The organism is Micromonospora echinospora, from assembly GCF_014203425.1.
Lineage (GTDB): Bacteria > Actinomycetota > Actinomycetes > Mycobacteriales > Micromonosporaceae > Micromonospora > Micromonospora echinospora_A.
This window is the reverse complement of record NZ_JACHJC010000001.1, coordinates 7,062,832-7,075,226: the sequence shown is the minus strand read 5'-3', so window position 1 is coordinate 7,075,226 and position 12,395 is coordinate 7,062,832. Positions and strand designations below refer to the sequence as shown.

The following is a 12,395-nucleotide window of genomic DNA, read 5'->3' as shown; positions in this document are numbered from 1 at the left end:
CGTCGCCCCGCCCGGGGAGGCGCGGGCGTCAACTCTTGGCGAGCCGTTCCAGCGCGCCCCGGGCCACCTCGGGCCGGGTGGTGTACCAGAACGGCGGCAGCGAGCGGCGCAGGAACGGGCCGTACCCGCGCGCCGTCTCCAGCCGCGAGTCGAGCACCGCCACCACACCCCGGTCGCCGGTGGCCCGGATCAGCCGGCCGACGCCCTGGGCCAGCCGGACCGCCGCGATCGGCACGCTCACCGCCGCGAAACCGGAGCCGCCACCGGCGTCCACCGCCGCCGCGCGCGCCGCGGCGAGCGGCTCGTCCGGCCGGGGGAACGGCAACCTGTCGATCACCACGAGCTGGCAGGCGTCACCCGGCACGTCCACGCCCTGCCAGAGCGACATCACCCCGAACAGGCAGCTCTCCCGCTCCTGGCGGAACCGGCGGACCAGCAGCGGCAGCGCCTCCTCGCCCTGGAGCAGCACGGGCAGGTCGGTCCGCGCGCGGAGCAGCTCCGCCGCCTGCTGCGCGGCCCGCCGCGACGAGAAGAGCCCGAGGGTACGACCACCGAGCGCCCCGACCAGCGCCAGCAGCTCCTCACCGGCCGGGCCGGGCAGCCCGGAGACGCTGGGGCGCGGGAGGTGCGCCGCCACGTACAGGATGCCCTGCCGGGCGTAGTCGAACGGCGAGCCGACGTCGAGCGAGCTCCAGCCCGGCCCTTCGGTGGCCGGCACGGTGCCGATCGCCGCGCGGCTGCCCTCGGTGGCTGCCACCGGCGGCGTGACCGGAGGGCGGCCCGCGGCGGCGGCGGTGGCGAGCGCGGCGGCGGCCGGGGACGGCGGGGCGGGCGGCGGCGCGTCCAGCCCCAGCGCCCGGGCCACCGTGTCGAAGCGACCGCCCAGCGCCAGCGTCGCCGAGGTGGCGACCACGGTGCGCTCGTCGTACAGGTGGGTGGCGAGCGTGCCCGCGACCGACAGCGGCGCGACCACCAACGCCCGCCGGCTGCCGTTGTCCGGCTTCTCGACCCAGGCGACGTCGTGGTCGGCCTCCTCCAGCAGCCGCTGGGCGGTGGTGGACAGCTCGTCCAGCACGGCCTTGGCCTGCTGCTTGCGTACCGGGTCGGGGTCGTCGGACTTCACGTCGCCGATCGCCTCCAGCGCGGCCCGGGTCGCCGAGTCCAGCAGCGTGCACGCCTCCCGTAGCGCGGGCGGCAGACCGGCGGTGAGCCGCCCGGCGGGCGCCTCGGCCAGCCCCACGGCGAGGGCGTCCCCGGCCTCGGTGAGCCGCTCGGCCAGGTCCGGGCGCAGCAGCGGCCGGGCCCGGCGGGTCGACCTGTCGATCAGCTCCGGCACCAGCTCGGCCTGGGCCGCCGAGGAGACCCGGTCGGCCAGCTCGTGCGCCTCGTCCACCACCAGCAGCTTGTGCGGCGGCACGATGTGCCGACCGGCGAGCATGTCGACGGCGAGCAGGCTGTGGTTGGTCACCACGATGTCGGCCTCGCGGGCGCGGGCCCGGGACGCCTCGGCGAAGCACTCCGACCCGAACGGGCAGCGGCTCGCGCCCACGCACTCCCGGGCCGGCATGGAGACGCTGCGCCACACCTGGTCGTCCACGCCCGGGTCCAGCTCGTCGCGGTCGCCGGTGGCCGTCTCCTCGGCCCAGTCGCGCAGCCGCTGCACCTGCTTGCCCAGGCGGCCCGCCTCGCCGAGCCACTTGGTGCCGCCGCTGCCGGGCCGCGGCGCGTCGAACAGCGCGTCGTCCGGCTCGTCCTCGACCGAGCTGTCCAGCCGGGCCAGGCACAGGTAGTGGTGGCGCCCCTTCAGCACGGCGAAGGTGGGGCGGCGGCCAAGCACCGGCTCGACCGCGTCGGCCAGCCTCGGCAGGTCGTGCTCGACGAGCTGGGACTGCAACGCCAGCGTGGCGGTGGAGACCACCACCGGACCGTCCACCGTCAGCGCCGGGGCCAGGTACGCCAGGGACTTGCCGGTGCCGGTGCCGGCCTGCACCAGCAGGTGCTCGCCGGAGGCGATGCTGCGCTCGATCGCCTCGGCCATCTGCTGCTGACCCGGCCGGGCCGCGCCGCCTGGAACCGCGCCCACAGCGGCGGTCAGCAGCTCCCCGGCACCGGCGCGGCCACCGCGGCGCTTCTTCGGGACGGCCGGGCCGGTGGCGGTGCGGGACGGGGTCACCGTGCGACCGTACCCGTCGGCACCGACGGGGGTCCGGTCGCTCCGGCGGCGTGGCGTACCGGCGGGTCGCGTCCGGTTACCTCCCGATCGCGTGGCGTGGCCGGAATCGGTTAGGGTGCCAGGCATGCCGAGCGACGTGGTCCGCGTGATCTACCGCAAGTACGACGGCAGCGCCCACCGCGACTACCCGGCCCGTCGGCTCGCCGAGGACGATCTCGGCGTCTGGCTCGGCGTGCCCGCCGGCACCGAATCCGTCTACCACGGCCGCCCTTCGGTCGAGCAGATCCCGTTCGTCCTGCTGGTGCCCCACCACGCCTGGTGGACCGGCATGTTCAATCCGCCGCCGCGCACCAGCGAGGTCTACTGCGACATCGCCACCCCGGCCCGCTGGGAGGGTGAGGAGACCGTCCACCTGATCGACCTCGACCTGGACGTGGTGCGCCGCCGCGAGACCGCCCTGGTCGAGCTGCGCGACGAGGACGAGTTCGCCGAGCACCGCTCCCGCTGGGGCTACCCGGACGACGTGGTCACCGAGGCCGAGGCGGCCGCCCGCTGGCTGCTCGGCGCGCTCGGCGACGGCACCGAGCCGTTCGCCACGTCGTACCGGAAGTGGCTGGCGCTGGTGGTCTGAGCCGGCTCACCGCGGCGGCCAGACGGCCTCCGGGCCCAGCGGCGGCAGCTCGCCGACCTTGGCCGGGTTGAGCTGGTTGAACACGCCGGTGATCCGCCCCTCGTGGACGGCGAACGAGGTGACCATCCGGACGGGTCGCCCGTCCCGGTGGAAGAACTCCGACTGCCACCCCAGCGTCCCGTCCACCAGCACCGGCCGTCCGCGCAGGCCGCCGCGCCGCTGGGCCTGGCCGTAGAGGCCGAGCAGCAGGCGGCCGACCGACTCGACGCCGACCACCGGCCGCCGCCCGGCCGGGAAGTGACCGCCCGCGTCGCCGATCGACACCACGTCCGGGGCGAGTACGCGGACCAGCTGCTCCAGCTCACCGGACTCCACCGCCGCGGCGAACGCGTCGAGCACCCGCCGCTGCTCGGCGAGGTCCGCGCTGTGCCGGGGGGCGTCCGGCGCGTGCACCGCCCGCCTGGCCCGCGACGCGAGCTGACGCGCCGCCTCCGGCGTGACCGCGAGGACGTCCGCCACGTCGGCGAACGGCACCGCGAACACGTCGTGCAGCACGAACGCCACCCGCTGCTCCGGCGTCAGCCGTTCCAGCACCACCAGCAGCGCGGTGCCGAGCTGGTCGGCCCGTACCGCCCGTTCGGCCGGGTCGGGCGCGAACCCGTCCGCCGCCGGCACGGTGGTCACCACCGGCTCGGGGAGCCACTGACCCGGGTACGCCTCCCGGCGCACCCGGGCGGAGCGGAGCACGTCCAGGCAGATCCGTGAGCAGGTGGTGATGAGCCAGCCCCGCAGGTCGCGTACGCGGGCGCGCTGCTCGGGGTCGCTCAGCGCGCCGGAGAAGCGCAGCCAGGTCTCCTGCACGGCGTCCTCGGCCTCGCTGCGGCTGCCGAGCATCCGCCGCGCGACAGCCAGCAGATGCCCCCGTTCCGCTTCGAACTCCCCCGTAAGTTCATCCACCCCCCCATTCTCCCGCCCCGCGCACCCCACCCCCACCCACCCTCGTCGATCTTGTACTTGCTGCCCCGGCAAACGCCGCTTTCCGGACGTGCAAGGGGCCGCAACTGCAAGATCGGCGTGGTGGGGGCGGTGGAGGAGGGGGACAAAGGGGGTTTTAGGGGGCGCGACGTACTCGGGGATTGCGTTCGGGGGTGAGGATCGGGGGATGAGTGAGGTGGTGTGGCCCGAGGGCGGGCCGATGCGGGAACTGCTGCGGGTGGGGCCGGGGCCGGTGGACCTGGCGGCGATCGACCCCCGGTCGACACCGGGGCTGCCGGCGGCGGCCGGGCGCGGGCCCGCGCGCAAGGAGTGGGCGCGGGCCCAGGTCGAGATGGTCGGCGCGGAACTGGGGCGGCAGCAGGAGATGCTGTACGCCTCGGCGCAGGGCGCCGCCGGTCCGGGCGGCGCCACGAGCGCGCCGGCCCAGGCGGGCGCGGGACTGGGTGCGGGCCGGCCGCGCCGGGTGCTGCTGGTGCTCCAGGCGATGGACTGCGGCGGCAAGGACGGCGCCGTGAAGCGGGTGGCCGGCGCGATGAACCCGCTGGGGCTGCACATCCGCTCGTTCGGGCCGCCGACCGAGGAGGAGTTGCGGCACGACTTCCTGTGGCGGGTACGGCGGGCGCTGCCGCCGCCCGGGTACGTGGGCGTGTTCAACCGCTCGCACTACGAGGACGTGCTGATCGCCCGGGTCGAGGGGCTGGTCGACGAGGCGACCTGGCGGTCCCGGTACGCGATCATCAACGACTTCGAGCGGGAACTGGCCGAGCAGGCGGTCACGGTGATCAAAGTCATGCTGCACATCTCGTACGCCGAGCAGGGTGAGCGGCTGATGGAGCGGCTGACCGACCCGACGAAGTTCTGGAAGTACAACCCCAGTGACCTGGACACCCGGGCACGATGGGACGACTATCAGGCGGCGTACGCCGAGGCGATCGAGCGGTGCGGCAGCGACGACGCGCCCTGGTTCGTGGTCCCGGCGGACCGCAAGTGGTACCGGGACTGGGCGGTGGCCCACCTGCTGCGCGAGACGTTCGAGGGGTTGCATCTGGGGTATCCGGCTGCCGATTTCGACGTTGATCGGGAGCGTGACCGGTTACGGAACCAGTTCAGCGGGTGATCAGGTGAACGGAAGGTGAACGACCGGTGAATCGGGCTTGACCAGGGGTGGGCCGATCGAAAGCCGCCTGGACGCGGTCCCTAGCATGCGCAATGCAGACGCCCGGGCGGCGACGGCCACCCTTCCACCGACACGACGAGGTCCGTGCTGTGAAGTTTTCCTTCCGTCCCACCGAGGGCGCCTTCTACGAGCTCTTCACGAAGGCCGCGCAGAACCTGGTGAAGGGGACCGACCTGCTCAACGAGCTGGGTCTGCCCGGCGCCGACGTGCAGTCGATCAGCGAGCGGCTGACCGACATCGAGCACGACAGCGACCAGATCACGCACGAGCTGTACAAGAAGATCAACTCCACCTTCATCACGCCGTTCGACCGGGAGGACATCTACCGGCTCGGCTCGCTGCTCGACGACGTGATGGACCACCTGGAGGCGGTCGGCAACCTGCTCTACCTGTACGGCCTGACCAAGCTCCCGTCGCTTCCGCGTGAGCTGCACGAGCTGGTGAACGTGCTCGACCTGCAGGCCAAGCTCACCGCCGAGGCGATGCCCCGGCTGAAGTCGATGAAGGACCTCGAGGACTACTGGATCGAGTGCAACCGGCTCGAGAACGACGGCGACCAGGCGTACCGGATGCTGCTGGTGCGCCTCTTCTCCGGTGAGTACGACGCGCTCACGGTGCTGAAGATGAAGGAGGTGGCCGACGAGCTGGAGGCCGCCTGCGACGCCTTCGAGCACGTCGCCAACACCGTCGAGACCATCGCGGTCAAGGAGTCCTGATCCAGTGAGTCCCGAACTCATCGCCGTGCTGGCGGTGATCGCGGTCGCCATGGCGTTCGACTACACGAACGGCTTCCACGACGCGGCAAACGCGATCGCCACCAGCATCTCGACCCGGGCGCTGACCCCCCGGATCGCCTTGGGGCTGGCAGCAGTCGGCAACTTCATCGGCGCGCACTTCGGCGCCGGCGTGGCCAAGACGGTCGGCGACGGCCTGGTGACATTGCCCACCGGGGTGGAGAGCCTGGGCGTGGTCTTCGCCGGCGTGCTGGGCGCGATCATCTGGAACCTGATCACCTGGTACTTCGGCCTGCCGTCCTCCTCGTCGCACGCCCTCTTCGGCGGCCTGGTCGGCGCGACCCTGTTCGCCGCCGACGGCATCGTCCAGTGGGGCAACATCGTCGAGAAGGTCCTCATCCCGATGGTGCTCTCGCCGATGGTCGGCCTGGTCCTCGGCTTCCTGGTGATGCTGGCGATCATGTGGCTGTTCCGGAAGGGGCAGCCCGGCAAGCTCAGCCGCGGTTTCCGCTGGGCGCAGACCGTGTCCGCCGCCGCCATGTCGGTCGGCCACGGCATGCAGGACGCCGCCAAGACCATGGGCATCATCGTGCTGGCGCTCTACACCGGCGGCTTCCAGGAGAGCAAGACCCACATCCCGGGCTGGGTCTTCTGGACCTCCGCCGCGATGCTGGCCGCCGGCACGTACGCGGGTGGCTGGCGGATCATCCGGACGCTCGGCCGGAAGATCATCGACCTCGGCCCGGCGGAGGGCTTCGCGGCCGAGACCGTGGCCAGCGCGGTGCTCTACTTCAACGCGCTGGTGCTCAAGGCGCCGATCTCCACCACCCACACGATCACCTCGGCGATCATGGGTGTGGGCTCGACGAAACGGCTCTCCGCGGTGCGCTGGAACGTGGCCGGCAACATCGTGATCGCCTGGATCATCACGTTCCCGGCCGCCGCCGCGATCGCCTGCCTCGCGTACCTGCTGGTCCGCCCCTTGTTCTGATCTCCCGCGCGACGACGTCGAGGGGTTCCCCGCCGTGGCGGGGGCCCCTCACGCGTAGGAGACGCCGATCCGGGCCTTGACGTCGTCGATCAGGCCCATCACCTCGAGCGTGGCGGCGTGCGGCACCAGCGGGCTCTCGGTCAGCCCGGCCGCCAGGCAGCGCTGCACCTCGATCGCCTCGTACTGGTAGCCGCCGCCGGTCAGGTCCCCCGGGATCGTCTCCGGTTCGGCGCCGGCCCGGTGCAGCACCGCGTGCGCGGGCCGGAAGAACAGCTCGGGCAGGTCGATCCGGCCCGTCGTGCCGGTGATCGACGCGGTGATCGCTGTCGCGCCGACCATGCCGCAGCTCAGCGTCGCCACCGCGCCGGAGTCCCAGCCGAGCACCATGCCGGTGTTCTCGTCCACCGCCTCCGGGGTCAGCTTCGCCCACGCCTGCACGTGCTGCGGCACGCCGAGCACCAGGTGGGCCAGGCTCAGCGGATAGACGCCGAGGTCGAGCAGCGCGCCGCCGCCGAGCGTGCGGGCCCGCATCCGGTGCTCCGGCGGGAACGGTCCGGCCACGCCGAAGTCGGCCCGTACGTGCGTGACCTCGCCGATCGCGCCGTCCCGGATCAGCTCCAGCACCCGCAGGATCAGCGGGTTGGTCCGCATCCACATGGCCTCCATGAGGAACAGACCCCGGGCGCGGGCCGTCTCCACCAGTTCGGTGGTGGTCGGCAGGTCCAGCGTGCAGGGCTTCTCCACCAGCACTGCCTTGCCGCCGGCCAGGCACGCCAGCGCCGCCTCGTGGTGCGCAGCGTGCGGGGTGGCCACGTAGATCGCGTCCACGTCCGGGTCCGCGGCCAGTTCCGCCCATGAGGCGTACGCCCGCGGCACGTCGTGCCGGCGCGCGAACAGCTCGGCGCTCTCCCGGGTGCGCGATCCGACCGCCACCAGTTCGGCGTCCGGCACCAGCCGCAGATCGGCGGCGAAACAGGCAGCGATGTGTCCGGTGGCCAGGATTCCCCAACGCGTCATGCCGGCACGCTATCCCGGACCGCTCCGGGGCAGGGAGGGTGATCCACCGGTCGGGACGGCTCAGCGGGGGGTGTCGGCGGCGGCCCGGGCGGCCAGTTCGATCATCGCCCGCCGCGTCGTCAGCGTCGTCCGGTCGGGTTCCAGGTACGCGTACTCGGCCCATGCCCCGGTCGAGCCGTCGAGCTGCTCCCGCAGGATGTCGGCGTGCCCGGCGTGCCGGCTGGTCTCGGTCAGCACGTGGACCATGACGTTGAACAGCTTGACGTCCGGCCGTGGCCACCACGGCACATGGCCGGGCGCGTCGATCGCGAGGGCGTCGATCGTCGCGTCCGCGTGCTCCCACGCTCGCCGGTAACGACCGATCACCTCCTCGCGGCTCTCGTGCTCGGTCGCCCACATGTCGGTGCCGTCCGGATCCGGGTCGTCCCACCGGGGCAGCGGCTCCGGGAACGGCCTGCCGAACACCTCGCCGAAGTACCGGGCCTGCCCAACCGCCAGGTGCTTGACCAGCCCGAGCAGGTTGGTGCCGGACGCGGTCAGGGGACGGCGGACGTCGTACTCGGACAGTCCGTCGAGCTTCCACAGCATGGCCTCGCGGATCTGGCGCAGATCGTTGTGCAGGTATTCCTTCGCGAAATCGTCGATCACGGGTCATGACCCTGCCAGGCGTTGCCGACGGACGCAGCCCCGTGGCGACGTGACCGGATCGCGTGCTCGCCGCCGGCTTCCGGCGGGGCAGCACCGTCCCCACTGATCCGCCCGGGCGGGAACTAGGCTCGGGCGCATGACGATCGACGGCTTCGCCGCACCTCCCGCCCTGGTGGAGCACGCCCGCCGATTCCAGGCCGAGGGCGCCGTACCGGCCGTGCCCCGGGTCGCCGCCACAGTGCTGCTGCTCCGTCCGGCCGGCGACGGATTCGAGGTCTACATGATCCGCCGGGTCGCGGCGATGACGTTCGGCGGCATGTACGCCTTTCCCGGCGGCGGGGTGGACCGCTCCGACTCGGAGGCGCACCTGGGCTGGGCCGGCCCGGACCCGGCGGCGTGGGGGGAACGGCTCGGGCTCGATCCGGCCGCCGCGCAGGCGGTGGTGTGCGCCGCCGCCCGCGAGGTCTTCGAGGAGGCGGGCGTGCTGCTCGCCGGGCCGGACCCGGACACGGTGGTCGGCGACGTGAGCGGCGACGACTGGGAGGAGGCCCGGCAGGACCTGGTGGGCCGGCGGGCCGGCTTCGCGGACCTGCTGGCCGGGAAGGGCCTGACGCTCCGGTCCGACCTGCTGCTGCCGTGGAGCCGGTGGATCACGCCGGAGTTCGAGCCGCGCCGCTTCGACACGTACTTCTTCGTCGCCCTGCTGCCCGAGGGGCAGCGGACCCGCGACGTGTCCGGCGAGGCCGACCACACGCTGTGGCTGCGCCCGGCGGACGCGCTGGCCGGCGAGCTGACCATGCTGCCGCCGACCATGGTCACGCTCGCCGAGGTCGCCGCCGCGGGCGACCTCGCCGGAGTGGCGCGGGACGCGGCGGAGCGCGATCCGGGTACGCCGATCCTGCCGTACATCGAGGGCCTGGACGGCGCCGAGCCCCGCTTCCTGCTGCGCTGACCTGCGCCTGCGGTGTTAAGAGGGGCCCCTTCCTCTACCGGAGGCGGTTAACAGGGGGCCCCTCCTTACAGCTCAGCCGAAGCGGCCGGTGATGTAGTCCTCGGTCTTCTTCTGGCTCGGGTTGCTGAAGATCTTCTGCGTGTTGTCGTACTCGATCAGGCGGCCCGGGTCGCCGGTCTTCTCGATGGAGAAGAAGGCGGTCCGGTCCGACACCCGCGCGGCCTGCTGCATGTTGTGCGTGACGATGATGATCGTGAACTTGTCCTTGAGCTGGAACATCAGGTCCTCGATGGCCAGCGTGGAGATCGGGTCCAGCGCCGAGCAGGGCTCGTCCATCAGCACCACCTGCGGCTCGACAGCGATGGTGCGGGCGATGCAGAGCCGCTGCTGCTGACCGCCGGACAGGCCCGCGCCGGGCTTGGCGAGGCGGTCCTTCACCTCGTCCCACAGGTTCGCCGAGCGGAGCGCCCGCTCGGCCGCCTTCTCCAGGATCGACTTGCGCCGTACGCCGTTGAGCCGCAGGCCCGCCACCACGTTCTCGAAGATGCTCATGGTGGGGAACGGGTTCGGCCGCTGGAAGACCATGCCGATCATCCGGCGGACCGCCGTGACGTCCACGTCGCGGTCGTAGATGTCCTGGTCGTCGATGGTGAGGCTGCCCTCGACGCGGGCGCCGGGCAGCACCTCGTGCATCCGGTTGATCGACCGCAGGAAGGTGGACTTGCCGCAGCCGGACGGGCCGATCAGGGCGGTGACCGTCTTCGGCTCGACGGTCAGGTTGATGTTCTCGATCGCCTTGAACCCGCCGTAGTAGGCGGTCACGTTCGTGGCTTCGATGCGCTTGGCCATGGTGGCGGTACCTCCGGGGTTCATCGGCCGAGCCGGTTGCGGCGGGACAGCAGCTTCGCCGCCACGGTGAGGACGAGGACGAGGGCGACCAGGGTCAGCGCCGCGGTCCACGCCCGTGCCGGCGAGTACCTCGACGCCTCACCGGCCTGCTGGTAGACGAAAAGGGCCAGCGACGACTGGTTGTTCTCGAACGGGTTGAAGTTGATCGCCGCGCCGCCGCCGGCGACCAGCAGCACCGGCGCGGTCTCACCGGCGGCCCGCGCGATGGCGAGCATGATGCCGGTGACGATGCCGGGCAGCGCGGTCGGCAGCACGACCCGCAGGATCGTCTTCCACTTCGGTACGCCCAGGGCGTACGCGCCCTCGCGCAGCGGCGCGGGCACCAGGCGGAGCATCTCCTCGGTGGAGCGGACCACAGTGGGCAGCATCAGCACGCTCAGCGCCAGCGCGGCGGCGAAGCCGGAGAAGCCCGGCCGCCCGTCGTTGAACCACGGCGAGACGATCAGCACCCAGAAGGCCAGCACGAACAGGCCGGTGACGATCGACGGGATGCCTGTCATCACGTCCACGAAGAAGCGGATGGTGAACGCGAACCGGCCCCGGCCGTACTCGACGATGTAGATCGCGCAGAGCACGCCGAGCGGCACCGTGATCACTGTGGCGATGCCGACCTGCTGCAACGTGCCGACGATCGCGTGGTACGCGCCGCCGTTGGCGTCGCGCGACCCGATGTTGTTCATCGAGGTGCCGAAGAAGTTCGCGTCCAGCCGCTCGGAGCCCTTGCTCACGAGCGTCCAGACCACCGAGGCCAGCGGCAGCACCGCCAGCACGAACGCGGAGTGGATCAGCGCGCTCCAGGTCCGGTTGCGGGCCGACCGGCGGCCCTCCACCGCGTTCGCCGCGGCGAAGAGACCGGCCAGGTAGAGCAGCGCGCCGACCACCACGACCAGGACCGGGCCGCCGATGCCGCCGCCGTACACGATGGCCGCCGCGAGCAGCAGCGCCGCGACGGCGATGGCCGGAGCGGCGTACGCGGGAAGACGCTTCGCCCGCAGCGTGGCCGGCTGGGCCGGCGGGCGCGGGCGGCGGGGGGTGAGGGTGGTGGTCATGCGGCCGACTCCGTGAACTCGCGCCGCCGGTGGATGATCGCCCGGGCGGTGATGTTGACGATCAACGTGATCGCGAACAGCACCAGGCCGGAGGCGATGAGCGCGCCGCGGCCGGTGTCGTTCGCCTCGGCGAACCGGTTGGCGATGTTCGCGGCGATCGAGTTTCCGCCGCTCTGCAGGATGTTGAACGAGATGGCGTACGTCGAGCCGAGCGTGAGCGCCAGCGCGATGGTCTCGCCGAGCGCCCGGCCCAGGCCGAGCATCACCGCGGCGATGACGCCGGGCCGCCCGTACGGCAGGACGGCGGTGCGGATCATCTCCCAGCGGGTGGCGCCGAGCGCGAGCGCGGCTTCCTCGTTCGCGGTCGGGGTCTGCCGGAACACCTCGCGGGACAGCGAGGTGATGATCGGCAGCACCATGATCGCCAGCACCACGGAGCCGAGCAGGATCGAGTTCCCGTACGGGCCGTCGCCGAAGATGGGGATCCAGCCGAAGTACCTGTTCAGCCACGCGGACAGGTCGGCGACCGGCTGGGCGAAGTAGTCCCGGCCCCAGAGGCCGAACACGACGCTTGGTACGGCTGCGAGCAGGTCGATCAGGAAGCCCAGGCCGTTGCCGAGCCGCCGGGGCGCGTAGTGCGACAGGTAGAGGGCGATGCCCAGCGCGACCGGCACCGCCATGAGCAGCGCCAGCAGCGAGCTCAGGACGGTGCCGAAGGCGAGCGCGCCGATGCCGAACTGCGGCGGGTTGTCGTTCGGGAACCAGCCCTCGAACGTCCAGAACGACTCGGTGTTCGCCCGCAGCGCCGGGACGGCCCTGGCGACCAGGAAGATCGCGATCGCCGCGATGACCACCAGGACTGTGGTGCCGGCGGCCAGCGTCAGGCCGCGGAACGCCCGTTCCGCGCCGAAGGCGCGGGCCCGGGGGAGGGCGCCGCCGCCGCCGAGGCCGCCGTCGGGGCGGCCCGGGTTGCCGGAGCGCTCGGCCGGACGCGCCGAGGCACCGGCGGGTCGCTCGTGGCTCGTGGCCACGGGGTTCCCGCCGGTGCCGGCGCCGGCCGAGCGGTGAGGGGTGTCACCCATCTGCTCGCTCGCTTCGCGTTGAGGAGGTGTCGGTCG

The 12,395-nt window shown here is 72.5% G+C and carries 11 protein-coding genes and 2 pseudogenes; 5 read left to right on the top strand and 8 right to left on the bottom strand.

The genetic code is table 11. From position 1 onward, the window contains the following. Nucleotides 1–28: 28 nt before the first annotated feature. Nucleotides 29–715: pseudogene (locus FHU28_RS33310) on the bottom strand (ATP-dependent DNA helicase); the annotation flags it as partial. Between the two features lie 111 nt (nt 716–826). Then, nucleotides 827–2,173: pseudogene (locus FHU28_RS33305) on the bottom strand (ATP-dependent DNA helicase); the annotation flags it as partial. 124 nt (nt 2,174–2,297) lie between these two features. Between FHU28_RS33305 and FHU28_RS31990 the strand changes: the two are divergent. Continuing rightward, on the top strand, nt 2,298–2,804 hold the full coding sequence (locus tag FHU28_RS31990) for a DUF402 domain-containing protein (protein ID WP_184688950.1): 507 nt from the start codon (nt 2,298–2,300) through the stop codon (nt 2,802–2,804). A 6-nt stretch (nt 2,805–2,810) separates the two neighbouring features. Here the strand turns inward: FHU28_RS31990 and sigJ are convergent, their stop codons facing one another. Beyond that, a complete protein-coding gene (gene sigJ, locus FHU28_RS31985) occupies nt 2,811–3,761 on the bottom strand; it encodes an RNA polymerase sigma factor SigJ (protein WP_184688947.1) in 951 nt (316 codons plus the stop codon). Nucleotides 3,762–3,966: 205 nt separating this feature from the next. Here sigJ and FHU28_RS31980 point away from each other — a divergent pair, with 205 nt between their 5' ends. From FHU28_RS31980 to FHU28_RS31970, 3 genes are all read left to right on the top strand, one after another. Continuing rightward, nucleotides 3,967–4,917 carry a PPK2 family polyphosphate kinase gene (locus tag FHU28_RS31980; protein ID WP_184688945.1) on the top strand — a complete coding sequence of 317 codons (951 nt, stop codon included), beginning with the start codon at nt 3,967–3,969 and terminating at the stop codon, nt 4,915–4,917. 149 nt (nt 4,918–5,066) lie between these two features. Continuing rightward, nucleotides 5,067–5,693 (top strand): DUF47 domain-containing protein, encoded by a 627-nt coding sequence (locus FHU28_RS31975; RefSeq protein WP_184688944.1) that lies wholly within the window; start codon nt 5,067–5,069, stop codon nt 5,691–5,693. Between the two features lie 4 nt (nt 5,694–5,697). Next, nucleotides 5,698–6,702, top strand: coding sequence for an inorganic phosphate transporter (locus FHU28_RS31970; RefSeq protein ID WP_184688942.1), 1,005 nt, complete (start codon nt 5,698–5,700; stop codon nt 6,700–6,702). 48 nt (nt 6,703–6,750) lie between these two features. Here the strand turns inward: FHU28_RS31970 and FHU28_RS31965 are convergent, their stop codons facing one another. Both FHU28_RS31965 and FHU28_RS31960 read right to left on the bottom strand, forming a co-directional pair. Then, nucleotides 6,751–7,719, bottom strand: coding sequence for a Gfo/Idh/MocA family protein (locus FHU28_RS31965; RefSeq protein WP_184688940.1), 969 nt, complete (start codon nt 7,717–7,719; stop codon nt 6,751–6,753). A gap of 60 nt (nt 7,720–7,779) precedes the next feature. Next, a complete protein-coding gene (locus tag FHU28_RS31960) occupies nt 7,780–8,367 on the bottom strand; it encodes a DinB family protein (protein WP_184688938.1) in 588 nt (195 codons plus the stop codon). 136 nt (nt 8,368–8,503) lie between these two features. Between FHU28_RS31960 and FHU28_RS31955 the strand changes: the two genes are divergently transcribed. Beyond that, nucleotides 8,504–9,319, top strand: coding sequence for an NUDIX hydrolase (locus FHU28_RS31955; RefSeq protein WP_184688936.1), 816 nt, complete (start codon nt 8,504–8,506; stop codon nt 9,317–9,319). 72 nt (nt 9,320–9,391) lie between these two features. Here the strand turns inward: FHU28_RS31955 and pstB are convergent, their stop codons facing one another. Genes pstB through pstC form a run of 3 tightly spaced genes read right to left on the bottom strand, consistent with a single transcriptional unit; the run spans nt 9,392 to nt 12,359 of the window. Then, the gene (pstB, locus tag FHU28_RS31950) at nt 9,392–10,168 is read right to left on the bottom strand and encodes a phosphate ABC transporter ATP-binding protein PstB (protein WP_184688934.1); all 777 of its coding nucleotides are present in this window, start codon (nt 10,166–10,168) and stop codon (nt 9,392–9,394) included. A 20-nt stretch (nt 10,169–10,188) separates the two neighbouring features. Next, on the bottom strand, nt 10,189–11,277 hold the full coding sequence (pstA, locus tag FHU28_RS31945; protein WP_184688932.1) for a phosphate ABC transporter permease PstA: 1,089 nt from the start codon (nt 11,275–11,277) through the stop codon (nt 10,189–10,191). Next, complete coding sequence (pstC, locus tag FHU28_RS31940) at nt 11,274–12,359, bottom strand: phosphate ABC transporter permease subunit PstC (protein ID WP_184688930.1); 1,086 nt, start codon at nt 12,357–12,359, stop codon at nt 11,274–11,276. Before pstC ends, pstA begins: the two co-directional genes overlap by 4 nt. Nucleotides 12,360–12,395 lie beyond the last annotated feature (36 nt).